The sequence below is a fragment of the Pedobacter polysacchareus genome, assembly GCF_019802255.1.
Classification (GTDB): Bacteria; Bacteroidota; Bacteroidia; order Sphingobacteriales; family Sphingobacteriaceae; genus Pedobacter; species Pedobacter polysacchareus.
Map to the genome: position 1 here is coordinate 577441 of NZ_JAHYSS010000003.1, position 25353 is coordinate 602793.

Annotated in this window: 16 protein-coding genes and 1 pseudogene; 7 read left to right on the forward strand and 10 right to left on the reverse strand. The window is 40.2% G+C overall.

The features are described 5' to 3' along the window. Positions 1-2: 2 nt before the first annotated feature. Entirely contained in the window at positions 3-3176 is a 3174-nt protein-coding gene (locus K7X70_RS10110) for a SusC/RagA family TonB-linked outer membrane protein (RefSeq protein ID WP_222536943.1), read from the reverse strand. A gap of 286 nt (positions 3177-3462) precedes the next feature. On the opposite strand from K7X70_RS10110, the pseudogene K7X70_RS24540 reads away from it, so the two are divergent. Together K7X70_RS24540 and K7X70_RS10115 are read left to right on the forward strand one after the other, a co-directional pair. Continuing rightward, positions 3463-3591, forward strand: a pseudogene (locus tag K7X70_RS24540) (two-component regulator propeller domain-containing protein); the annotation flags it as partial. A gap of 12 nt (positions 3592-3603) precedes the next feature. After that, positions 3604-7368, forward strand: coding sequence for a hybrid sensor histidine kinase/response regulator transcription factor (locus K7X70_RS10115; RefSeq protein WP_255607061.1), 3765 nt, complete (start codon positions 3604-3606; stop codon positions 7366-7368). Positions 7369-7423: 55 nt separating this feature from the next. Here the strand turns inward: K7X70_RS10115 and K7X70_RS10120 are convergent, their stop codons facing one another. From K7X70_RS10120 to K7X70_RS10135, 4 genes are all read right to left on the reverse strand, one after another. After that, positions 7424-8671: a family 16 glycosylhydrolase gene (locus tag K7X70_RS10120; protein ID WP_222536945.1), complete on the reverse strand. Its 1248-nt coding sequence runs from the start codon at positions 8669-8671 to the stop codon at positions 7424-7426. A gap of 224 nt (positions 8672-8895) precedes the next feature. Continuing rightward, positions 8896-10149 carry an NAD(P)/FAD-dependent oxidoreductase gene (locus K7X70_RS10125; RefSeq protein WP_222536946.1) on the reverse strand — a complete coding sequence of 418 codons (1254 nt, stop codon included), beginning with the start codon at positions 10147-10149 and terminating at the stop codon, positions 8896-8898. An 8-nt stretch (positions 10150-10157) separates the two neighbouring features. Next, positions 10158-10808 carry a flavin reductase family protein gene (locus K7X70_RS10130; protein WP_222536947.1) on the reverse strand — a complete coding sequence of 217 codons (651 nt, stop codon included), beginning with the start codon at positions 10806-10808 and terminating at the stop codon, positions 10158-10160. A 1-nt stretch (position 10809) separates the two neighbouring features. Continuing rightward, the gene (locus tag K7X70_RS10135; protein ID WP_255607062.1) at positions 10810-11529 is read right to left on the reverse strand and encodes an SDR family NAD(P)-dependent oxidoreductase; all 720 of its coding nucleotides are present in this window, start codon (positions 11527-11529) and stop codon (positions 10810-10812) included. A gap of 167 nt (positions 11530-11696) precedes the next feature. Between K7X70_RS10135 and K7X70_RS24425 the strand changes: the two genes are divergently transcribed. The 5 genes from K7X70_RS24425 (at position 11697) to K7X70_RS10160 (ending at position 15475) form a co-directional block, all read left to right on the forward strand. Further along, on the forward strand, positions 11697-11825 hold the full coding sequence (locus K7X70_RS24425) for a lycopene cyclase domain-containing protein (protein ID WP_222537179.1): 129 nt from the start codon (positions 11697-11699) through the stop codon (positions 11823-11825). A gap of 2 nt (positions 11826-11827) precedes the next feature. After that, positions 11828-12385 carry a lipocalin family protein gene (locus K7X70_RS10145; RefSeq protein WP_222536948.1) on the forward strand — a complete coding sequence of 186 codons (558 nt, stop codon included), beginning with the start codon at positions 11828-11830 and terminating at the stop codon, positions 12383-12385. 228 nt (positions 12386-12613) lie between these two features. After that, positions 12614-14116, forward strand: a complete 1503-nt coding sequence (locus K7X70_RS10150) for a PAS domain-containing sensor histidine kinase (protein WP_222536949.1) — start codon at positions 12614-12616, stop codon at positions 14114-14116. Positions 14117-14120: 4 nt separating this feature from the next. After that, positions 14121-14477, forward strand: a complete 357-nt coding sequence (locus K7X70_RS10155; RefSeq protein ID WP_222536950.1) for a response regulator — start codon at positions 14121-14123, stop codon at positions 14475-14477. Between the two features lie 311 nt (positions 14478-14788). Beyond that, positions 14789-15475 carry a type 1 glutamine amidotransferase domain-containing protein gene (locus K7X70_RS10160; RefSeq protein WP_222536951.1) on the forward strand — a complete coding sequence of 229 codons (687 nt, stop codon included), beginning with the start codon at positions 14789-14791 and terminating at the stop codon, positions 15473-15475. Between the two features lie 351 nt (positions 15476-15826). Here the strand turns inward: K7X70_RS10160 and K7X70_RS10165 are convergent, their stop codons facing one another. The 5 genes from K7X70_RS10165 to K7X70_RS10185 all read right to left on the reverse strand — a co-directional run bounded on the left by K7X70_RS10165 (position 15827) and on the right by K7X70_RS10185 (position 24513). Further along, complete coding sequence (locus K7X70_RS10165; protein ID WP_255607063.1) at positions 15827-17875, reverse strand: kojibiose hydrolase; 2049 nt, start codon at positions 17873-17875, stop codon at positions 15827-15829. Between the two features lie 82 nt (positions 17876-17957). After that, on the reverse strand, positions 17958-19481 hold the full coding sequence (locus K7X70_RS10170; RefSeq protein WP_222536952.1) for a RagB/SusD family nutrient uptake outer membrane protein: 1524 nt from the start codon (positions 19479-19481) through the stop codon (positions 17958-17960). 25 nt (positions 19482-19506) lie between these two features. Beyond that, positions 19507-22779, reverse strand: coding sequence for a TonB-dependent receptor (locus K7X70_RS10175; RefSeq protein ID WP_222536953.1), 3273 nt, complete (start codon positions 22777-22779; stop codon positions 19507-19509). Positions 22780-22919: 140 nt separating this feature from the next. Next, entirely contained in the window at positions 22920-23876 is a 957-nt protein-coding gene (locus tag K7X70_RS10180; protein ID WP_222536954.1) for a FecR family protein, read from the reverse strand. A gap of 52 nt (positions 23877-23928) precedes the next feature. After that, entirely contained in the window at positions 23929-24513 is a 585-nt protein-coding gene (locus K7X70_RS10185; protein ID WP_222536955.1) for an RNA polymerase sigma-70 factor, read from the reverse strand. Between the last annotated feature and the right edge of the window lie 840 nt (positions 24514-25353).

The following is a 25353-nucleotide window of genomic DNA, read 5'->3' on the forward strand; positions in this document are numbered from 1 at the left end:
TTTTAAAATGTAACATTAAGTCCAAGGATAAACTGACGTGGATTAGAGAAGGAATTCAAATCTATTCCTGGTCTTAGCCCATCAAAAGAAAAAGTTCTCATCTCGGGATCATAACCTGAATAATCCGTGATTAAAAACGCATTCTTAACAGAAGCGAATAAGTTTATATTTCCTATTTGATTATTTGTCCAGGTTTTAGGAACCGTATAAGCCAGAGTAATGTCGCTGCACCTTAAAAAGCTTGCGTCCTCTACATAACGATCATAAACTACATTTTGCAAAACACTGTTTACACTTGGATAAAGATTGGATTGTGCATTAGCACGCCATGCTCCGGCATAGGCCTTACCAATCATATTCGACGTTTGTTGCGATGGCATTTGCTCATAGCGAATGTTACCATTCACCACATCACCACCTTGTACACCGTAGAATGCTGCTGAAAACTTAAATTGTTTATAGCTAACTGCCGTTTGGAAACCATAGCTAAAGTCAGGATTAGGATTACCAATTATAGTTTTATCATTTACATCAATCACTCCATCTCCTGTTACATCTACGACCTTAATGTTACCTGGTGTTTGATTAAAAATTACTGATGTTGGGCTTACCTCACCGGTTTGGATGATCCCATCCGTTTTGTAGCCCCAAAACAATCCAGGTGCTTTACCTACAATAAAGATATTGGCTGTTCCAAAGTGATCACCTATAGAGTTCCCCAGATATGCTTTATACATTTCATTTCCGAAACGAGTTTCAGGGAGCCCAAGATCAATAATCTTAGCCCTATTGATACCGATATTCCCCGATAAACTCCAGCTAAAGCTTTCATTTTTTATCAGTTCACTACTTAATGATAGTTCGATACCTTTGTTACTTAGTGAACCCTGATTCATGGTAATCGACCCGAAAGATGTAGATGCCGGCAGATTTTTTTCTATCAGCAAATCATTAGTTTCTTTGTAGTAAGCATCGATTGTTCCACTAAGCTTTCCTTTCCAGAAATTAAAGTCTAGTCCGAGATTGTAAGCAGAAGTAGTTTCCCATTTCAGGTCACTATTTTGCAGGTTACTTACACCTATTGCAATTGCCTTTACGCCTGCTGCCGTTGCATAATCTACAATCTGTCCATAATCATAAAAACTGTTGTACGGAGAAATAGATTGGCTTCCGGTTTTACCATAACCAGCACGTAGCTTCAACTGATCAATCCATGCTAAGGATTTTATCCATTTTTCCTGATCAGCTCTCCATGCCAGGGCAAAAGAAGGGAAAGTGGCCCATCGGTTACCAACTTTGAATTTACTACTTCCATCAGCCCTTAAAGTAGCCGTTGCCAGGTATTTACCATTAAAAAAAGAAAGATTTAAACGGCTCAGATAAGACAAGAGTTGATAATCCTTTTGAAAAGGCTGAAGTGAATTTATGACAGATGCCATATGTAATCCATTAGTTCTTAAATCTTTGAACTGAAAATTACTGGCGGTAGTTGATTTGCTCAACCAATTGTAATCATCGTAAGTTACTCCCGCAGTTGCGGTGATGTTCACTATTTTACCAATGTGCCCATTATAGTTCAGCAGGTTCTCAAAGGTATAATTATTACTATTTAAATCGCCTAATGCCAGGAGACCATTGCTATTTTGCCCCTGGAACAACTGCAAGCCATACCATCTGGAACGGTCCTGAACTACAACATTCCCACCTGTCCGCACATTATAAGAAAAGTTCTTTGAAATTTTCCAGGTCAGGTCTGCAGAGGCCCGAACAGATTTTTCGTTAGCAATATCATCATAATCATTTAACCAGGACAGCGTGGTAGTTTTTGCTTCATCATTGCTAATCAACATCGGATCGTCTGAAGGAATTGCAAACGGAGCTGAATCGATCGCAGTACGGGTGATGGACCCCGTTACCCCGCCTTTTGTATTCCCTCCCGACATCATGTTGTTTTTTTTGATAGCTCCGCTCATGGACGCATTAAACGTCAGACTTTTCGAAATATCACCACCTAGATTTAACCTTAGACCGCCTTGTTGTAAGTCAGTTTCTTTTACCAATCCATTGATATTTTTATAATCCGCAGATAGGTAGTATTTAATTCTATTCTCGCCGCCACTTACTGAAAGATCATAATTTTGAGAAAATGCTTTTCTATAAATTTCCTTTTGCCAGTTTCTTTCGGTAACCAACCTATATGTAGCAGGATTATTTGCATCATAAACTTGTCCGGAAAAAACATATCTCATTTCATCACCTACCGGGTAGAACTGAGCTCCAGCAGCACCTAATCTTTCATTACGATAATTAGCGTATTCAGAAAGGTTCAACATATTTCTGAGGTTTGTGGCCTCTACGGTTGTGAAATTCGCACTTGCGTTTACCTTCGCCTTACCTTGTCTCCCTTTTTTCGTGGTCACAATAATTACTCCATTGGCACCTCTGGAGCCGTAAATAGCTGTTGCCGAAGCATCCTTCAATACCTGTATGTCTTCAATATCTGAAGGATTTAAATTGGTAAGTGGATTTTGAGGGATCTGAAAGTCACCCCCACCCAATGCACTTGCCGGAAAAGCTCCTGTAGATGCTTGTGGTATATTGTCGATAATGTATAAAGGTTGATTGTCCCCTCTTAAAGAATTTGCACCCCTGATGGTTACCGACATTGCTGCTCCTGGAGCAGCAACAGATCCAGAAACAGAAACACCTGCAACTTTTCCTTGTAATAAATTTTCAACGGAGAGTGATTTAGAAGCATCATTAGGATCTGGTTGTATGGAAGTAATTGCACCCGTTACATCACTCCTTTTTACTGTTCCATAGCCGATAACGACCACATCATTTAAAAGTTTGGTATCCTCGACAAGTGTGATATGAATGACACTTCTGTTTCCTACTATAATTTTTTGAGTCAGAAATCCGGTATAGGAAATTAGCAAAACCTCATTGGTTGCTGCCGACTGAATACTGAAATTTCCTTTAGCGTCGGTTGTGGTGTACCGTTTTGTACCTTCTATCTGAAGGGTGGCTCCAGCAATCCCCTTTTGAGATACATCTGTAACATTTCCTGTTATGTTGCGGTTTTGTGCAAAAGCCGCTACATGTAAGAAGAAAGAGACAAAAAATGCACCAATAAAAAATAGCCGGGATGACCTTGTTGTAAAACTACCTTGCATAATGATTAAATTTGGTTAATACTTTTTTTGGTTGGTTGAATAAAGTATGAAAGCTCTCGAGACTTTAATTGCTTCATCAAATTTAGCGGTGCAAGGCTATTCAACATGTTTGTTCCTGTCTGGATTTACTCCAAAATTGTCCATTATCACCATAAAAAAGCATTAAATAACAGCTATTACTTCCTTGTTGCGGTTCTTGTTGCTTATATTTAGGTCAAAGTAATTCACAGGCAGTTTGGCATACAGATACTCAAAGGCAATATTCCTATTGCTTCTCCTTTTTTCTTTGATCTGCAGTAAAGATACCCGGGGAGATCAGGGCTATTATTTTAAGCAAATATCCTTAAGCGAAGGCTTAAGCCAATCCACCGTCCGTTGTATACTAAATGATCATAATGGATTTATCTGGATTGGAACAAAATCTGGCTTGAACCGTTTTGACCGATATAGCCTTAAAAGCTATGTATATAAAAAAAACGATCTGAAATCAATTCCTGGCAACCAGATTAACTTTATACTGGAAGATAAGACTGGTAATATTTGGGTAGGTACAGAAAATGGCCTTGCCTTGTATAACCCAGGTAAAGATAATTTTGAGGTCATAAAATATCAAAATAAACCTTTACTGGTACGTTCAGCGGTTGAGCTGCCGGAAGGTGTAGCATTTGGCGGTGAGGGAATCATTTATGAATTTAACTTCTCGAAAAAACGTGTACAGGTTATCCCTACCACAGGTAAAGAAAAAAGCACCGATATGTTTACAGGGATGAGGCTGTGGCAAGATCATAAAGTACTTTTATATACCCGAAGAAATGGTGTTTGGGTATTTAATCCGAGAGATAAATCCTTAAATCCTGTGCATTTTATAAAAGAACGGGAAATAATGGCCCTATATGTAGATAAGCAACAGAAAGTTTGGATTGCTTCCTACGGACAGGGAATCAAGGCTTACGATAAAAATGGGATGCAGCTTTTCCATTACAACAGTCAAAATTCGGGACTCAATAACGATGTTGTACTGGATGTCCTTGAAAGTAACAATAAGCTCTGGATTGCTACTGATGGTGGCGGAATCAATATTCTGGACCTGCAATCCAAAACATTTTCCGCGCTGAAACATGTTCCAGGCAATTCTGCATCCCTTCCGGAAAATTCCATTTTAACATTATACCATGATCAGGAGGACAACCTTTGGGCGGGAAGTATCAGGGGCGGTCTCATTGCGATCAGGAAGGCTTTTATCAATACTTACAAGGATGCACCACTAAACAGCATATATGGGCTGAGCGAAAAGACAGTGCTCAGTATTTATGAAGAAAAAACGGGCATTTTATGGCTTGGTACCGACGGGGGCGGAATAAATCGTTTTGATCCAAAGAAAATGGTTTTTACGCACTATTTATCGACCTACGGTTTTAAAATTGCTTCCATTACAGCTTTTAGCGAGCAAGAGTTGCTTATTTCGGCATTTAGTAAAGGCTTATACGTTTTTAACAAGGTAACCGGGGCCATTCGCCCCTTTCACAGCAACAAAATTAATTCACAGGGCGAAATCATTAAGTCATCTGGTATAGCGGTAAATGTGCACAAAGTATCTCCCGATTACGTGTACCTATTTGCAAACCAGATTTTTCAATACCACATCCCAACTCAGAAATTCACTCTGGTTAAATACAGCTCAGTTCCAAATGCCCATAGCCCTTTGCTTAAAATATTTTCTGACGCAGAGCGGACTTATCTTTTTAGCCCATATGGCGTATTTGAACTTAATCATGCCCAGAATCAGATCAAAAGTGTTTTTCAGCTTCAGCCTGATGGGAATCCTATTACTGCTGTAGGCCGCGACAAACATGGCATTTTTTGGGTAGGAAACCGCGAGGGATTGATGCGCTACGACCCTAAACAACGGGTCCTAAAAGAGATAAAGACCAGTTTATTCAGTGAAGTTTCGACCTTGGTTGCAGACAGCGCCGGCCGATTGTGGATTGGTGCACAGAATATGGTATTCTTATACCTCATTGAGGAAAACAAATTTCTAGCCTTTGGTGAATCAGACGGTGTAGTCCCAAACGAGTTTCTTTACAAGCCATCCTTGGTTGCAGCCACCGGAGACATTTACCTGGGTGGTGTAAAAGGGCTACTTCACATCAAGAAAAACATCCCTTCTATAGCAGCCGATGCCCCGGTAATAGAACTAATGGATCTAGAATTAAATGGCATTCCTTTGCCCATTGATCAGAGTTCTAAAGTCAATCAAGTTAGTATCCCATGGAACCGCACCTCCTTGGTTATCAAAATAATGGCCAGGGAAAAAGATGTTTTCCGAAAAAAAATATTCCGGTATAAAATAAGCGGACTGGATGCGCAGGTGATTGAAACTTACGACCATTCGCTCGCTATTGGATCATTCCCTGTTGGAAGTTATAAAATTATGGTATCCTGTAGCCTTAAAAATGGAGGCTGGAGTGAATTTGCGGAAGTATTGGATATCCGTGTAAACCCGCCATGGTTTAGGAGCTTCTGGTTTATCGGATTGGTTTTGATTGCTGCTGCAGCTACCATTATACTATTTTACCGCATGGCCATTGCAAAACGCGAACGCAAGCTGCAATGGGATATGAAGGAGCATGAACAGAAAACCTACGAGGCCAAGATTAGGTTCCTGATACACATCAGCCACGAGTTAAGAACTCCACTTACACTTATTTACTCACCACTTCAAAGAATGCTAAGCAACAAGAATCTGGATGAAGATCTTACCAAGAAACTAAAAGGGGTTTACAAGCAGGCCAATCAGATGAAAGAGATCATTGATATGGTTCTGGACGTGCGAAAGATAGAACTGGGACAGGAGACACTTAAATTGACGCGTCAAAATCTAAATAGCTGGATCAGTAGAATAGCCGATAATTTTTCCAGTGAATTTGAAGCCAAAGGGATAAAAATGATCTATCAGCTGGATGATGAAATTGGAGAAATTGCCTTTGATGAGAAAAAATGCGAACTCGTTTTATCCAATCTACTGGTCAATGCACTTAAGTTCAGTCGCCCTGATACCAGTTTAACTATAACTAGCAGCCGCAAGGGAAAATACGTCCGTGTTGCTATAACCGACGAAGGCATTGGACTTGACCATGTAGATACCAGCCAGTTGTTTGAACCATTTTACCAGGGAGCACATCAACAACACGGAAGTGGAATCGGCCTATCTTTTTCAAAAATATTGATAGAGATGCATAATGGGCAAATTGGTGCAGAAAGAAACAGTAAAAGTGGAGCGACTTTCTATTTCGAACTACCTGCCGACTTGGAATTGAGTGATGAAAGTGCAGACAATGCATTGGGGATTGGCAAGGTAGTACCGGTTGCCATTTCCGAACCCGCAGTCTTTCCGTTAAGCAAGGATTTCTCTACCATAGATTATTCATTAATGATAGTAGAAGATGAACCTGAACTGCGTTTATTCTTAGTGGATAATTTAAAACCTTACTTTAAAGAAGTGCTAGAAGCAGGAGATGGCTTGCAAGCTCTGGAAATTGTAGGGAAACACCATCCAAACATTATCATAAGCGATGTAATGATGCCTGGGTTGGATGGATTTGAGCTTTGTAAACGCATTAAAGAAAACATTAGCATCAGTCATATACCTATTGTTTTACTAACCACACAGGGAGATGCCGAAAGTAGAAACCTAGGCTATAAACTTGGTGCAGATGCCTACATTGCCAAGCCTTTTGAACTTGACTTTTTACAAACTCTCTTAGGTAATTTATTAAAAAACAGGGAAGCAATTAAGTCGAAGTATAAAAATTCTGCGTTATTTGTGGCAGATAAAGAAGAAACTTTTAGCAGTGCCGATGAGCTGTTTATACGCAAGCTAAATGACCTGATTACAAACAACCTGGATAGCGAGAACCTGCATGTAGATTTTCTGACAGATAAAATGGCGATGAGCCGTGCCACCCTATACAGCAAACTTAAAAGCATTGCTGATGTTGGCGTTAATGATTACATCAATAAATTCCGCTTAGAAAAAGCGGTGTATTTGCTTAGCCATACAGATAAAAGTGTTATGGAAATTGCTGATGCAGTAGGGTTTGCCAACCAAAGATATTTCAGTACTGTTTTTAAACAATTTTATCATACCACCCCTACGCTTTACCGTCAAAAACACAACATAAAGTTATCATAAGCAAGTTTTAAAAAGGGGCTGAAATTCCGCCCCTACTCAATATCGGTGTTTAATCTTATTGTTTGTTTAAATAGAAATCATCACCGTAAACAGTACCCGCATTTGGCTTGTAAAAGTATACAGTAGCTGATGTATTGGTGGCCCCGGTGGTAAACATGACACTAGCATGCTGATAATTTGTGCTTGTTATCTGGCTGCCCATCGAGCTACCGCCATAATTTTTTACCCCAATAATTACAGATTCTCCAGTGGTACTTACTTTTCCATACCCTCCAAAAACATAGGTGGTATTAGGAAGCAACCCTGTTACAGTTTGTTCCAAGGTAGTAGCACCACCCTGTTCACGAATGGCTTTGCTGCCTGTTGCCACATTAGTGGTTACAACTGCTGTAGTAGGCCCTGCAACCCATGGCGAAAGTGTTGCCAATTCTAATCCGGGATTTCCCAATTCTTCCTGTTTATAAATTTTCACCCAATCAACATTCATATTAAATGGTAGATCTGCACTTGTAATTGCACCTGGCCAGCCAGCACCACCGGCCTGATTTAAAATCAGGTAAAAAGCTCTGTCAAACGGCCATTGCAGTGAAGTCGCATTTACCGCTTTAGAATAGGTATACTGAAGCACATCATTTACATAAAATTCAATAGCTGAAGGATTCCAAACCACACTATATACATTATAATCAGCGGCATTATAGCTCGCAGAATGTGTGGCCGTACTTACTCCATTCGCATTGGTTACCGAGCCATTATGTATGGTTTGGTGAATTGTATTTTCGTAATTAACATGTTCCATTATGTCAATTTCACCACTATTTGGCCAGCCGCCATAAGATGTTGGGGTTTCTGGCATCATCCATATTGCAGGCCAGGAGCCCTGCCCTTTTTTGAACTTTGCCCTTACTTCAATCTTTCCATAACGGATGTTGAATTTGGTAGAGGTTTGGATACCTCCTGAATGGTAAGGAACATTATCTCCTGCGATAACCGCATTGTCCATTTTCAAGACCAGATCACTCCCATCCTGATAAACATAATCTGATGTTGAAGTTAAATACTTGTTCCAGGCCGATGTTTGGCGCTGACAATACATCCACTTACTGGTATCAAAATTTCCAGTTGAATTAAACTCATCTGAAAATACCAACCTCCACACGGGAGGTAAAATAGTAAGGCTATTGACCATTGATGATTCCTGAATAGACAGCTCGGGTGACATTTTTTCTACTTTGTACACTGGTTTGGAGCAGGAGCATAATAAGAATAATAGCGAGCAGTTTAATAGAGTTAGAACTTTCATAATTTTTTGGTTAGATAAATATTGGTTAAAGTGTACACAATATAAGTCCGGAATAAAGCTCTTTGTGTTCGTTCTTGTCTTGAATAGATCTGATTTTATCTAAAAGATCCTAAAATAATTATTGGCCCAACCAACAATTAGATCACATTTCTTTTAGAAATTTTATTAGAGCTGATGGCTCTTTGTCTGCTACAATAAAAAAGCTCAATAAATTGGTACAATATTCAATTAACCGTGCCTTGCGCCTTAATTATAGCTTCGGCCGCGAGTCTGCCACTTTTCATAGCTGCATTGACTGAGCCATTCATTAAATAATCTCCACAAACAAAGCACTGATCATTTAATCTCATAAGGTTAAACCCTACCTGATTAGTAACCTGATCATCATTAGGCAGCGCATAATTTATATGATACGTTTTAAGATGCTTCCAGTTGAGGGCATCAGGATACCAAAATTTCATTTCCGATATTACTCTATCCTGAAGTTGGGTTTGATTCGCCTGTAAATGATTACCAATAAGAGATACTGAGATTAAAGCCTTGCCGTTACTGGAATACGCTGGGGATATCTGATCCATCACAGCAATATTATTAACCAATTTTCCGGATAAAGTGTTCAAAGCAATCAGCGGCACGTTAAACGGCTTTTTATCAGCTGTAAAATACATATTAGTAACTGAGTGGTAAGATTTTACCACGTGTTGCTGAAATGGAGCTGGCATTTGAATAGGATTTGTGGCAATAAGGATATATTTAGCCTTGTAAACTGATTTTGAAGACGTGATTACATTACCGCCATCAATAGTTTCTACTTTTTCATTAAAAACCAATTCATCAGCAGAAAGACTCTGTGCCAGTTGTAAAGGAATCATTCCCATTCCTTTAGCTGGAATAGCGGCATCTCCTTCACTAAACATTTTAAAAACAAATTCAAACATGCGGCTGGAAGTGCTCAACTGGTCTTCAAGAAAAATACCCGTCAAAAAAGGCTTAAAGAACTGGCTGATCATCTTTTCGCTAAACCCCTCTTTTTTCAAATAGTCAATGGTGCTGATCTCCTTTTCTGAAAATATATGTTGTATGGTCTTGCGGCTAAGTTTCAGTTTTAGCCTCAGCATCTTAAATTTATCAGCTAATGTACCTGCAGAAGAAAAAAGAGTGCTCATCAATACGCCCGGTTGCCGCAGCGGATCGCCAATCCTGGAGATTCCTTTTTTATTCAAAATCAAAGCACCCGGGTCAAACCTGCAAAGTGCTAATGCTTCATAATTTAAAAAGCGTTTTGCTTCTGGATAGGCAGTCAATAAAACCTGAAAGCCACGATCAAGAAGAAAACCATTTACTTCATCAGTCTGTATTCTGCCACCTACCGCGTTAGAAGATTCAATAACGAGCACGGATTTACCCGCTTCCTTTAAAACTTTAGCAGCAGTTAAACCAGCTACCCCCGCACCAATGATAATCACATCTTTTTCCATATTTGATATCAAGAATTAACAGGATTATTTATTTCATGAGGCTCAACCCCTGGCTTAGCATAAGCCAAACGTCCAATAGCCTGCGGCAAAAAATAAGCATCCAAACCGGCAACAGTCATCGTCTTTGCTTTCACATGATCAACAGTACCATCCGCTGCGATCAGATCATCATCAGCTAGGATTTGAACGATTTCTCCGATTAGAATAGTGGTTCCATTAATTTCTACATCAATAATTTCCCTTAGCTCTAATCCGATACAAATAGAGGATTGCTTAACAAAAGGTGCTTTAAAACGATCAACATATAATTTTTGAAATCCACAGGTATCAAATTCGGATACATTAGATGGGTAATAGGCGCTGGTTTGGTGTGCCTGCATATACCATTCTGGCAATACATTATTTAAAGTGTACTGCCCTGTGGATTTAATATTTGAAAGCGTGCTATTCTGTTCACGTTCTGGTCTTATCACCATACCTAAAAGCGGTGGATTAGCGCCCAGATGAAAGGCCGAACTAATCACGCATAAATTAGTAATCCCTTCAGGGCTGGCAGTTCCTAAAAGATTCAGGGACTTATAGCCAACTAAACTATTAATCAGGCTAATCCTGTACTGTTTTTCTAACTGGTAGATCTGCTCACTCTTAATATTCACCATATTAACTTGTTTTTAATTTTCCCAATCCGCCATCCACACCAATGACTTGCCCGGTTATCCAGTTGCTTTGATCCGAAAGTAAAAAAGCAATCAAACTACTGATATCTTCTGGTTGCCCAACCTTGGATAAAGGATGTCTTTTCGCAGCGGCTTCACGTTTTTCAGCAGAATTCAATAGATTTTTAGCCAATGGCGTATCAGTAAGCGATGGAGCTACCACATTTACCCGTATCTGCTGGGCAGCAAATTCCGCTGCCAACGATAATCCCATACCTTCTATAGCCGCTTTTGCTGCAGCGACACTGGCATGGTAAGGCATTCCGGTTCTAGCCGCAACAGAACTAATCAAAACTATAGATGATGAAGCTGCATTTTTTAAATGTTTAACAGATTGCTGAATCGTGCGTGCAGCACCCAAGACGTTAATTCTATAGTCGTTTAGGAAATCTTCTTCAGCAAGCCTATTAAAAGGCTTAAGCGTAATGCTACCTACTGAATACACCAAACCATGTAATTGTTCAGGAAGGAAGTCTGCCATAGCACTTAGATCATCAAGAACATCCAGACATAAATGCCTGATACCCTCCGGCCAATCCGAATGCTCAGTTCTTGATATATTGTAGACAGTTGCACCATTTAGTGCCAGCGACCTTACCAACGAAAGGCCAATACCCGAACTTCCACCTACAACTAATATGTTTTTACCTTCAAAATTCATCATCCTATATGCCTTAAAAATTCAATTTTTACACACTGAGCACTATTAAAACCTGATAATTCAAACTTTAATAGACTTAAAATTAGTGAACAAAAGTATTATTTAGTTTTAAATAATACTATATTTTAATATAATAGTACATTTGTACACCAATTAATGTATAAAATCCCATCGTAAATTACAATCCGAAGAGTTTTTTAAATATTCGGATCCTTACTAAACCAATAGAAGATGCCCCATACGGTTACTCGCAGTCTTTACTCAATATTTATTTAAAATATTTCAAAAGCCCTATATAATTATGAAAAATAAAATCCCCATTCCTACACTACTTACAATTGCAGCAATTTTAACTTTAAGTTCCTGTGCATCCATACCTAAAAACGCAAAACCAGTTGCCGATTTTCACGTACAACGCTATTTAGGCACCTGGTATGAGATCGCCCGGTTTGACTTTCGTTTTGAAAAAAATCTGGATAATACAACGGCACAATACAGTTTAGCGGAAAACGGAAATGTAAAAGTGCTTAACAGTGGTTATAATTATAAAACAAAAGAATGGAAGTCAGCAATTGGAATTGCTAAATTCAGAGGAGATGAAAACATCGCTGCTTTAAAAGTAAGTTTTTTCGGGCCATTTTATTCAGGGTACAATGTAATAGCGATTGGCAGTAATTATGAATATGCACTAATTGCTGGGAAAAGTTTAGACTACCTATGGATCTTATCCCGAAAAAAAAGCATTCCTGATGAAGTGAAGAGTAACTACATTAAGATGGCTAAAGACTTAGGATATGACACCTCCAAATTAATATGGGTGAAACAGGATAAAAAAAATCCTTTTATCTCTGAGCAGTAAGATCTCAGTATTTTGGACTAAACTAGATTTAAGATTAGATTGGGGAATAGATACAGGTTAAGTAACCTTACATTTTCGATATACGAAAGCCAAATATTACCAAAATTCACAATCCCTGCAAGGTATAATTAAGAAAAATATGACTCCAATTTTTAATAGGCCTAAACAAAATCAGCATTTATTGAGTTATTAATTGTAAAATTTTGAAGCCATTTGAATTTAGATCATATGATACCCGAGTCGCTAATTCTAGTCAAGGTACTAGAGGCGGCCAATACAGGAATTGTAATTACCGATAATCTATTACCGGATAACCCCATCATTTTCTGTAACCCAGCTTTTGAACAAATTTCAGGTTACAGCCGCGAAGAGATCATAGGACATAATTGTCGTTTCCTCCAAGATCAAGACAGAGATCAACAGGCACGTATCACGATAAAACAGGCCTTAGCTGCAGGAGAAAACTGTGTAGTAGAAATTCGAAACTACAATAAACAAGGAAAGCTATTCTACAATGAGTTGCATATCTCCGCAGTAAAAGATGCTTCCGGTCAAATCACCCATTTCATAGGAATTCAAAACGACATCAGCAAAAGGAAAAAAGCAGAACATGCGCTGGAGATGAATTTTAAAGAAATCGAACAGAAAGTAGCCGAACGAACCCAGATGCTCCAGCAAAGTGAAGAATATCTATCCAGCATCGTCGAGACCATTCGCGAAAGCCTCATTGTAATGGATAAAAATTATCACGTTCTGAGCGCCAATCAGCATTTTCTAAGTACCTTCAAAGTCTCCATAAATGACACAAAAGGAAAACTGTTATATCAGCTGGGTAATGGTCAATGGAACATACCGGAACTCAAAACCATGATGGAAGAAATCCTTCCCAACAACAATCCGGTATTAGATTATGAAGTAGAATACGAATTTCCGCACATAGGTAGGAAATTGATGCTGCTCAATGCCCACCGGGTGGAGCTTGAGGGACAATTCAAAGACCGGATCTTACTTGCCATAGAGGACATTACCGAGCGAAAAGCCATCGAGCAGCGCAAAGATGATTTTCTGTCCATTGCAAGTCACGAACTTAAAACACCATTAACTACCGTAGTAGGCTATATGCAGATGATCCAAAGGCTTATGCCTGAAAATGCTTCAGACAAATTCAGAACGGTTGTCAACAAAACAGGCAGTTATGTAGATCGCCTGAACCAACTATTATCTGAGCTGCTGGACGTTTCCAGAATACAGAGCGGTAATATAGAATTGCATAAGGAACCATTTGATTTTGACAAAATGATCCTGGATACTATAGAGGGTATACAATCCGCAAGTCCAAGCCATCAAATTACAATTAAAGGTAAAACAGGTATTTGCTATCATGGCGATGAATCTCATCTCATCCAGGTGTTAACCAATCTGATCAGCAATGCAATTAAATACTCACCAGAATCAAATATGGTTGAAGTCCATATTTCCAGAGTCAGCAACTTTATTAAAGTTTCCGTAAAAGACCATGGAATGGGAATTAAGGAAGAAGAGTTGAAGAAAATCTTCCAGCGATTTTACCGAGTAGGTGAAACACAAAAAAACTATCCCGGAATGGGCATAGGATTATACATCTGCGAGCAGATCATCAAAAATCACCAAGGAACCCTATGGGCAGAGAGCAAACCTGGAATAGGCGCCCTATTTAGCTTCACCCTACCGTTAAACCATGCAAAGCCCTAAACAGATGGATAAGAAAGTAATGATTTGTGATGACGATAAAGGCATCCTTGAAATGATGGAGCTAATTGTAGAAGATTTTGGTTACCGTGTTTGCACAGAAGCAAACAGCATGAAGTTGATCAAAGCCATGGAGCGGGAAAAGCCTGACATTCTATTACTGGACATTTGGATGCCCTTACTTTCAGGTGATCAGGTGCTAAAAAACCTTCGAGCAGATCCAAAATTCCAAAAACTACCGGTTATTATGTACTCAGCCAGCACTGATGGAGCGGCAATTGCAAAAAGAACAGGGGCAGATGATTATCTGCCCAAACCTTTTGAAATTAATGTACTGATCGAGAAAATTCAAAAACTCCTCTAAAAACTACTCAGTGAAGATTCACAGATTTCAGTTTTACATTTTACCTGAAGATGTAGGCATAAAAATTGTCAGCTATCCTACAGAATTGTTTCTTAAAATGAGTGGACTAGTAGACCCAGGACGGAGGTGGATTTTATAATTCCTTACTTAACGTATAAGAGAATATATGCCTTGAGCCCCTTAAGCATCATCGATGCGGCGGTTTGAAGGAAAATTTCATAGTTAGCTTAGCTAGCGTTAAAATAATCACTTATACCGGCAGATGCATAGAAAATAGTAAAAATGAGTTATTAATCTTAAAAACAATAGTTATGAAAGTATTAATCGTATTGACATCCCACAGTGATTTAGGTGACACTGGACAAAAAACTGGTTTCTGGATAGAAGAATTTGCGGCACCTTACTATGTGATGGCTGATGCCGGATTAGAGCTCAGTATCGCCTCACCTAAAGGAGGGCAGCCACCAATAGACCCTAAAAGTGACAGTCCGGAAAATCAGACTTCTGCCACCAAACGCTTCCATTCAGATGAGGCCTTGAAAGCAGCGCTAGCTAAGACTTTAAAGTTAACTGAAGTAAATGAAGGTGATTATGATGCTGTTTTCTATCCGGGTGGTCATGGTCCACTCTGGGATTTGGCCAATGATAAAAGTTCGATTTCTTTAATTGAGCGCTTTTACCAACACAACAAACCTATTGCTTTTGTGTGTCATGCCCCTGCGGCGCTAGTACAGGTAAAAACATCGAATGGTGAGCCACTAGTTAAAGGAAAACAAGTGACGGGTTTCTCAAATACAGAAGAAGAAGCTGTACAACTGACTAAAGTTGTTCCTTTCCTTTTAGAAGATGAACTGAAAAACTTAGGAGCAATTTATAGTAAAGGCGCCGATTGGAGTGCTCATGTAAAGAAAGACGGCTTACTGATTACCGGACAAAATCCAGGTTCATCTGAAGCAACGGCCAAATTGCTGCTTGAAACATTAAAGGCAGGTAATTAAGAACGCTTCCAAGGCGGGAAATCATCAGTTGCAATCTATGGTATAAATCTGACCACAGCAGGTTGCTGCTTCATCTTTTCTAATGTAATAAACTGTGTCTCTAAGTTCATAATTAACTAGCTGACACAGTTTATTTACACCTTTTTTTTGTCTAGTTAGAATTAATTATCAGCGTAGCATTATTTCCTTTCATCCTTTTAAATGCTTTTCAATAATTCTTAATACTAAAAACATATAGAATTAAATTTCAAGTACTTAACAAGTGCTCTTAATATAGACCAACAGTAATCACCTGTAAGGTAGGTTGCACAAACGATCGAGAGCATACCTTACAGCACTAAAATCCCAGCTCTACCTTCCTTTTAAAGTGGTGATGTATTGTTTTTTCTCAGGCCCGATACCTTTCAAGGTTAACTTTTTCCAATGAGCTGGCATTACACTCTTTAGCTTCTTTATCCCCTCGTCAGTAATATCCAGTCCACCGAAACCCATCATTACAGCCTGCAACACGCCCCCTGCCCCTGTAGCAAAATAAGGGTTTGTACCACCTTTGGTTTCTGCAATCACCCTAAAAGGAGGATTCAGGTTAGGTACATAAGCATCATTAAAGTAATGCGCTGCCTGCCTGGCATCGCCAGTTCTGGCATGTAACAACGCAAAAATAGCTTGCGTCATTGCCGGTGTATTCGTAACAGGAACACGCCCCTGATAGTAATTCAAGTCGCGACGAATATGATCAGGAGCAGTAACTACCTTTAGTGGATAGGCCAGCAGATTCACATCTGCCTGTTTTATGGGCTCTCCGGCATAAGTTGCATGTTCTTTGGTTACTCCGTCCGGAAATTGGAGAATCGGAATATTCCCGGCCACCAAAGCCCAATCTTGGTTCGGTTTTAAATTAAGCACGGCAGCGGCCTTAAGCGCAATCTCCAGATTGCTTTTTGCTACTGCATTGGTAAATGCATTATTATCTACATTTTCTGCCCATTCATCGGCAGCTACTACATTGTTAATGTCGTACTTTCCAGGACCATTACGTTCAACCCTACTGGTCCAGAAATCAGCAGTAGCTGAAATCATCGGCCAGCCTTTTTCTTTCAGCCATTCCTGATCACGGGTGACACAATAATAGTTCCATGCAGCAAAGGCAACACAGCCCGTAATATGGTGTTCAAAAGGCCCACTTAAAGCCCATACCGGAGTTTCCTCCATCCCCGAATCGGCACTTTCCCAAGGGTACATCGCCCCTTTATAGCCATGTTCAAAAGCATTCTTTTTTGCAGCTTCCAACCGATTAAAACGATAATTCAACATAGGTTTAGCCAGTTCCGGATGCAAAAGCAACAATGCCGGCATCATCCAGATATCGGTATCCCAGAACACATGTCCATTATAGCCGAGTCCTGAAAGCCCCATCGGAGATAAAGAATATTCTGATCCTTCTCTTGAAAAAGCATACAAATGGTACATCATACTATGGATATCCTGTTGCGCCTGATCATCTCCTTCCAGAATAATGTCACTCTCCCATAATTTATCCCAGGCCTGATGGTGCTTCATCAGCAAACGCTCCCTGCCTTCCAGTTTAGCAAACAATGTTAGTCGCTCTGCTTCATTCAATGGATCAGGATGATGAGAACTGGAGAGCACAGTCCCCACCAAACTAAAACGGTAGGTACTTCCTGCTTTTATTTTTTTATTATAACGCATGCTGTGACGGTTATGGTCGTAAGTTGCATGGCTCATCTCAGGCTGCGAAGCTTTAGGCTCCTCAAAAATAAAAGTGCTGGAGGCCGCAATATTGATTTTTCCAGTAGGACTTTTAGCGGTACTGCTCAACAATCCGGCCTTCACATGCGATCGATTGATTTCACTGTAGTAGTTTTGTACCTCCCGCAAAGCGTCCGGACTTTCCATGATGCCCGCAGCACTGATTTCAAGATCTTCATGAGCAGTTACTGTAACATCCAGCATCACACAATATGGGAGATGACGAAGGGCATAATAAGTATAGCTCACATTGGCTTTACTTCCAAAATCGAAGGAAGAACTAAAGCTTCCTTTTTTCATGTTCAGCTCCTGGGTAAATTTCTGAATATTCTTCTCTGAAACATTTTGCCCATTTACGGAAAAGGAAAGATTTAAAAGGCTGATGGTATTGATAAAATTACTGACCCGGCCTCTTCCGTAGGCATCATAAGCTCCGGCAAGTACCGTACTCTTTACTTTAAATGGTTCTGGCGCAGAAGTGACACCGATGACCCCATTGGCGATACTGATGCCATAATAGTTTTGGGGATCAATCTTTTCAGCCTTGATCAGCCATGGATGGATTTGTGCATCACCGGTCAGCGCAGTGCAAAGCAATGCAGCGAACAGCGAATAAAACATATTTTTCATATAGATTTCGAAAAAAAACCTGTGGTCCGGGGCTTAAAAATACCGCAGACCACAGGTAGCATATTAGGTGTAAACCTGTTAATTAATAACCTGGATTTTGAGTAAGGCTGGCATTCGCTTCAATCGCACTAAGCGGAATTGGCAGGAGTACTTTGTAAGCTGGAGTTACATAGTTCTTCTCTTCTCTCGCATCACGGTATTTATTGAAACGTACCAGATCCGTACGTCTGTTACCTTCCCAATACAATTCAAAACCTCGTTCTTTCAGGATTTTATCCAGATCAAGACTTGTGTAGGCTGGCATGCCACGTTTGGTATTTCTGATGTAATTGATGTCTTCTAAAGCACCACTAAGGTTACCTGACCTGAATTTCGCTTCCCCGCGCATCAGGTAGGTATCAGAAAGGCGATATAAAGGAAAATCATTACCTGCATTACTGGTATTGGTGGTAGATGGGTTTGGTGCAAATTTAACGACCCTTACGCCCTCTTCTTCCTTAGAATTTTTGATACTGAATTCCTTGGTAAATACCAATGGCGCACCGGTACGTGTTTTCAAAGCTACACCGGTAGGAGAATACTGCTGACCGATCAAAAAACCTTGATTAAAGCCTAACTGGCTGATCAGCCTTTTGTCGCTAAACCTTTTGTCTGAAGTGTCCCAGGTGTTCACGAATGTTGGTGTGGTACAGCAACCATTCCAAAGGCTGGTAAAACTGCCAAACTTTTGGTTGTAGTGTAAGGTAATTGGGACCCATACCGAGCCCGTAAGTCCGATGGTTTCATCATAAATCACAGAAAGAATAGACTCTGTATTTTGCAGGTACTTCGCATTATCGTACTGGAACATTCCCCAGTAATCATCTGCCACCGTATACTGTCCGGAGTTAATGATCGCATCGCATTGTTGTACCGCTTCCGTCCATTTTGCTGTTCCTGTAAACACTTCATGGTTTAAATAAACATTAGCCAATAACATCTGAGCTGCAGCTTTAGACACCCTGCCATAAGGGATTTCTGATTTACTTTTCAATTGAGGAATTACCTCATTCAATTCTTTGATCATCCGGTCTACCGCCATCTGACGGTCAAGAATCACTGGTACTTTTGAATAATCGGTTTCCGTAAACTCTCTGAAGGGGAATTTACCAAAGTTATCGGTCAATCTGAACATGCATAGGGCACGGATAAACTTCACCTCAGCGATATACCCATCTACTTTTGGAGATTTAGGAAATTCCGATAGGTATTTCAAGGCCACATTGCAACGGGTGATGCCCAGCATAAAGCTGTTCCATGTATTTCTTACATAAGAGTTGGTAGGTGCATAATCATGGGTAAATAAAGCCTGCAAATCCGGTGTTACCCAATCCGATCCTCTTGCCGGCCAAGCCAGCTCGTCGGTCACAGATTGAATCGTTCCCCAAACTCCAGAACGGTTCTGTAAATCCCTGAGGTAAGCATATGCCGGAGCCACAATCATTTCCACATTTTCCGGGTTATGGATCACTTTACCACCATTCACCTCATCCAGAATCTCTTCCTCCACGGTACATGCGCTAAGCGATAAAATGGCAGCACTGATCATGATATATAATTTTTTCATCAGTATATTTTTTATTTATGGTTCATTAGAATTCTACATTTACGCCAAAAACAACAGTTCTGGCTTTTGGATAAGTGGTCCAGTCTATACCAATGGAAGGAACACCACCAGAAGAATGATCGGCATTTACTTCAGGGTCATACCCAGTGTATTTGGTGATCACAAAAAGGTTATTTCCAGTCAGGTTAAAACGAACTTTGTTGATCCAGTCTACATTTTTCAGTTTAAGGGTATAACCCAAAGTGGCATTAGACAAACGCAAGTAGGAACCATTTTCGATAAAGCGACTGCTGTAGGTCAGCGTACCATTAGGGTTTTCATTGGTTTTTATGGCCTCGTTGGTGGCATTCCATTCTTTAGCTACCAAAGTATTCTGATTAATGATGTTTGCCAGGTTGTTGTATACTTTATTGCCACAAACCCCGTTTAACGCCAGACTCAGGTCAAAATTCTTATACACCACGCTGGTACTGATTCCGTAGTTAAAACGTGGCAATGCCGAACCCAGATTCTGTTGAATCTCTACGCCATTTTCATCCGTTTCAAACATGCTGTTGCCTTGATCATCAAAGCCCAGGAATTTCCTGCCCCAGAAGGTGCCGATAGAAGCACCATTTTTAATGATCTGAGAAGAATATCCGGTGATTCCAGGTCCACTAGGAGATCCTGTAGTAATCTGGCTCATTGGCAATCCAGAAACGCGGTTTTTGATGGTGGTAAAATTCAGTCCTAAATCCCAGCTCAATCCTTCTTTCTCTACAAGCAAACCGTTCAAAGAAAGCTCCAATCCTCTGTTTCTGATGCTCATATCCGGAACATTGGTCCATACCTTTGTAGTTGGTGCAGGTGCAATCGAAAATACTTCCAGCAATACATCTCTGGTTTGTTTGTCGAAATAGTCGATGGTACCGTTTATCCTGCCATTCAGCACACCAAAGTCTAAGCCCAGGTTGATCTGACTTGTTTTTTCCCATTTGATATCTGGATTTGGTGTACGGGTAAGTGTGATTCCCTGAACCACATTTTTGCTGGAACCATCCAGAATTGCCCCACCTGATGAGCCTAAAAGAATCTGAGAAATTTTATTTGGAATTTCCTGATTTCCGGTGATTCCCCAACCTGCACGCAGCTTCAAATTACTGAATACCTGAAGGTTCTTAAAGAAAGTCTCTTCATTCATTCTCCATGCTGCAGAAGCAGATGGGAAATAGCCATACTTGTTGTTGGCTCCAAACTTGGTTGAACCATCCGCCCTCATGGTTGCGGTAAGGAGATATTTGTCCTTAAAGTTATAGTTTAACCTACCAAAAAACGATTGTAGCGCATTCTTAATGATAGAAGAACTTGCAGATACTTGCTTGGAGTTACCCAAGCTCAGATCATTGATGTAATCAAAATCATCAATCGTGAATCCTTCTTCGCTCAATTTATAGGATTGCGCCTTAAACTGCTGGTAAGAGTGTCCGGCAAGCGCATTGAATTTATGCTGATCACCCAGATTAAAATCATAGGTCAGGAAATTTTCCATCAGGTTACTGTTTTGCTCCACATTACTGATGTCTACCGTTCCTTTATTGCTCAGGTAGATCAGGCTATGGTGCTGCATTACCTTTCTGGATGCATTGGAATGATCTGTGGCCAGATTGATTTTATATTTCAAGCCTTTGATCAGGTCAAGAGAAGCCGTAATATTTCCCAGAATACGGTCGTTCTGATTCATATCATTGGTGAGGTTGATCATCGCCAATGGATTTCTTACATCTTTACTCATCTGATAATAGCTACCATCAGGGTTGTAAATCGGCAGGGTTGGGTTGATTTTCAGTGCGGAAAGAATCACATCTCCCTCAAAGCCACCAGTTTCTCCGATAGGTACCCTTTGGTCTTTGGTTCTGGCAGCGGTTAGGTTGGCTTCAATCTTCAACCTGTTGTTGATCAGATTTTGAGTAACATTAAATCTGGAAGTTAATTTCTCCAGACCTGTTTTTCTTACAATACCCTGCTGATCCAGATAGCTTACTGAACCACGGTAATTTCCATTGTCGTTTCCACCACCATAAGAAAGGTTGTGATTTTGAGCATAGGCATTTCTAAAAATTTCATCCTGCCAATTGGTATTTGCCCCATAATCGCCTTCGGTAATTCCTTTTGAAGCGCGGTAAGTTTTAAAAGCCTCCGCGTCCATCATATCCAGTTGCTTAGGCAGGCTGGAAACAGAGCCTGTTGCCGAATAACTGAGCACTCCTTTTCCTGATTTTCCTTTTTTGGTGGTAATGATGATCACCCCGTTGGCACCTCTGGAACCATAAATTGCGGTCGCCGATGCATCTTTAAGGATATCCATAGAGGCGATATCATCCGGATTCAGGAAATTCAGTGGGTTTTTGGTGGCATTACTTCCTGCACCGGAAATAGTAGCCCCGGAAGGCTGTACATCAGTAATGTCCAATGGTACACCATCTACTACGTACAAGGGATCTTGTCCTGAACGGATGGAGTTTGAGCCCCTCACCCTTACCAATGCTCCGGCTCCAGGCTCTCCACCATTGGTGATGATGTTGACTCCAGATACACGGCCTTGCATCAACTCCACAGGATTGGCAACCAGCCCTTTGTTAAAGTCTTTTGTTTTTAAAGTCGATACTGCTCCGGTCAGGTCCTTTTTACTTACAGATCCATAACCTACAGAAACTACCACTTCATTTAACCCCAGGGCGCTGCTTTCTAATTTCACATTGAGCGTTCCCTTTGTCCCCGGACTTAAGGTCTTGCTTTCCATTCCCATATAAGAGAAGGTCAGTGAAACCGCGCCTTCCGGCATCACGATCTCATAGCGACCATTCCCATCTGTAGTAGCGCCCACATTAAAGTCCTTCACTTTCACTGAAACTCCAGGGAGCGAAATTCCAGCAGCATCGGTCACTTGACCGGTCACTTTTCTTCTTTGTCCTTCGGCTACTCCTTTTGCGGCAGGCTGATTCGGTTTTAAGACAATCAGGTTGTCTTTTTGAATGTTGTAACTGATGGATTTATCTGGGAACAAAATTCCCATTACTTCCTGTACTGATTTGTTTTTCACATGGATGTTTACCTTACGGTTCCCATCCAATTGCTCCCGCTGGTAAAAAAAGCGGTAGGATGTCTTTTGTTCAATTGCTTTTAGTACGTCTGTAATTTTAACCTGATCATAATCCAGACTGATTGAACTCTTGCTCTGCGCATTGGTTTGCTCGGCAATAAACATCAGGCAAAACGAACACATCAAAACTAATAAGTAGTTTTTATTTATTTTTTGCATAGTTTTAAATAAAGATTAATTCTAAAATCCTTTTGGGTTGGTCTTTGTGCCGAAAGAAGGGTCGAAGCTCTTTCGGCACTTTTTTGAGGTATACGTTTATCTGTTACATAGGCCTGTTTTTAAGTCAGCGATCTGTTTTTTTATTTTTCTATCTGGATGCTTCCATCTGCCAGGGTATGGTAATGGAATGGAAAGGTTTGTTTGAGGATATCCAACACGGTACTTAGGTTCTCATCCCGGATGGTACCATCGTAGTGATAATTAAACAGTTCCCGATCTTTAACCACAAAGCGGACGTTGTACCTACCTTCCAGCATTTCCAGTAAATCTTTGAAACGCTTATTCTCAAAACGGATTTCCTTTTCTTTCCAAAGCGAAGCGAAGCCTGCATCTACTCCTGCTACGATACCCTTTCCTGTTGCGGGATAAAAGACAAATTGCTGCCCAGGTTTTAACATCACTGGAGTCAGTTGTTGCTTTTCATCGCGGGGGAGAATCTCTACGGATCCATGTTGTAAAGTGGTGGTCATCTGCTGATCGCCAGGGAAGGCACGAACATTAAATCTGGTTCCATGAACTTTGATTTTATAGCCTGAGGTATTCACCACGAAAGGATGTTCCTTGTCTTTTTTCACATCAAACCAGGCTTCCCCTGTTAAGAATACTTCGCGGAGTTCTTTCTTTTCGTCCTGATGGTAGCGAATGCTGGATTTTGCATTTAGAAAAACCTTAGAGCCATCCGGTAAAATCGCTTGGCTTAGGGCATGCTCCGAGGCAATTAAAGTCAATTCTGTTGCGGCTTTCGGATAGAGATAAGGGTGTAAGATCATAGCATAACTGAGAATGCCCAGTACAAAGATGGCGGCTCTGGTCAGTACGTACCTGATGAGTTTTATGACCTTCTTCCTTTGTTTTTGCTTTGCTTCTTCAGCGATTTTATGGCAGAGCCTATCGTATAAAGGATCAAAGTCAGGATTGTCTTCCTGCGATTCCTGCTGAAGTTCTAAAAACTGATACAAATCTTTCTTTACCTCGAATTCTAACTCGGGTTCAAGGAAGGAACGGCTTATTTTATCCTGGGGATCTTCTCTGTGCATACCATGCTAATACGGATGGGAAAGCTCAGGTACTCACTCCAATTAAAAAAAATTAATATAAATAATAGAAGATGAAATAAAGGAGGTATTTGGTGTGGATGTGGAGCTTTAAAAAGGCCAATGCCCGGTATACCTGGTTCTCTACGGTTCTGATTGAAATATTTAGTTTTTTTGAAATTTCTTCATAACTCATCCCTTCTACCCTGCTCAGGGTAAACACTAGTCGGCGTTGATCCGGCATTTGCGAAATCAGCGTATCAATCTGGGATTGGAGCTCATTAAAACTGAGGGTATTCCAGGTGGTATCCTCCAGTTCCACCGCCTGCAGTGCGCTTAGCTCTGCGGCAAGCTTGTCGAGTTTGCGTTTTCTCAACTGGTCGTAGATCAGGTTCACGGCAATCTTAAAAATGTAGGCTTTTATATTTCTACTTTCATCCAGGGATTCATACTGGTTCCAAACCTTCATGAACACATCCTGAACCAGTTCTTCCGAGTCATGAACAGACTTTAAATAAGACATCCCAAAATGATAAATTTTAGGCGCGTACAGCTTAAACTGCTCCTTAAAAGCGATATCCTTCCGCTCATTGCTCATCTCTCTGGAGGCAAGTGGCCCCGTCTTTACCCCTGTATTCAATGTTATTTGGTTATGGATGGAAAGATACGCAAGTACATGAATAATGCAAAATTATAAATTTCTGCACCCTAAATGACTAAAATTATGACGTATCAAAAATGCCAGACCGTTCCTGAAAGAATGGAATGATAGTTTAAAAAGTAGTATATAATTGAGTATAACTACGACTACCCGAAGCAAAACCATACGCATGGCAAATATCAAAAAACTGCCTTCATTTCAAAAAGGAAGCAGTTTTAAGTATCAACACAGCATAAATACAGGCCCTTCTGTGTAAATCATCATTACAGGGGGGGTGAACCAACTGATGAAACTCCTCTATCATTAAGAACTCAGGATTGGTTTCTTGTTCTTTTATCCGCTTAACCATCACATAAAGATTTTCATCTATTAATTGAGCCTTAACTTTTCGGTAAGATCAAGAAAGCGAAAGTTAGCTCCTACATAATCCTGAAAATACCGGTAAGCCGTTTCCCAGCCTCAATAGTTAAAACATTTCTTCTTCCATGCTCCATTTTTAAAGAAGTCTATCACTTTTCCACACCATAGTCCTATAAACAGATCATTAAATTGTTTTATTATAAATTTATCATTATTATTTTTAGTTGATTAATTATTAAATTGATTAATTTAATCTTCCTGTAAGACCATTAATTGGAATAGTACGCTGGCTACATAACGTTATTTCTTATTGTTAGCGGGTTTACTGAAAGTAAGCTGAATTAGCTCTTTTAATAAAATTACAGGCACTTCCTTTGCAAGTGCCGCAGTACTTGAAGACTAATCATCTCCTCCTATTTTCAAATCACCACTACCCCGTTGGAAGGATTCTTAAATAAG

Bases quoted from the DNA above. Each gene is read 5' to 3' on its own strand.
- K7X70_RS10180 (WP_222536954.1), bottom strand. From the start codon at position 23,876: ATGCACAGAGAAGATCCCCAGGATAAAATAAGCCGTTCCTTCCTTGAA.
- K7X70_RS10120 (WP_222536945.1), bottom strand. From the start codon at position 8,671: ATGAAAGTTCTAACTCTATTAAACTGCTCGCTATTATTCTTATTATGC.
- K7X70_RS10170 (WP_222536952.1), bottom strand. From the start codon at position 19,481: ATGAAAAAATTATATATCATGATCAGTGCTGCCATTTTATCGCTTAGC.
- K7X70_RS10155 (WP_222536950.1), top strand. From the start codon at position 14,121: ATGGATAAGAAAGTAATGATTTGTGATGACGATAAAGGCATCCTTGAA.
- K7X70_RS10150 (WP_222536949.1), top strand. From the start codon at position 12,614: ATGATACCCGAGTCGCTAATTCTAGTCAAGGTACTAGAGGCGGCCAAT.
- K7X70_RS10135 (WP_255607062.1), bottom strand. From the start codon at position 11,529: ATGATGAATTTTGAAGGTAAAAACATATTAGTTGTAGGTGGAAGTTCG.
- K7X70_RS10130 (WP_222536947.1), bottom strand. From the start codon at position 10,808: ATGGTGAATATTAAGAGTGAGCAGATCTACCAGTTAGAAAAACAGTAC.
- K7X70_RS10175 (WP_222536953.1), bottom strand. From the start codon at position 22,779: ATGCAAAAAATAAATAAAAACTACTTATTAGTTTTGATGTGTTCGTTT.
- K7X70_RS10160 (WP_222536951.1), top strand. From the start codon at position 14,789: ATGAAAGTATTAATCGTATTGACATCCCACAGTGATTTAGGTGACACT.
- K7X70_RS10165 (WP_255607063.1), bottom strand. From the start codon at position 17,875: ATGAAAAATATGTTTTATTCGCTGTTCGCTGCATTGCTTTGCACTGCG.
- K7X70_RS10110 (WP_222536943.1), bottom strand. From the start codon at position 3,176: ATGCAAGGTAGTTTTACAACAAGGTCATCCCGGCTATTTTTTATTGGT.
- K7X70_RS10125 (WP_222536946.1), bottom strand. From the start codon at position 10,149: ATGGAAAAAGATGTGATTATCATTGGTGCGGGGGTAGCTGGTTTAACT.
- K7X70_RS10145 (WP_222536948.1), top strand. From the start codon at position 11,828: ATGAAAAATAAAATCCCCATTCCTACACTACTTACAATTGCAGCAATT.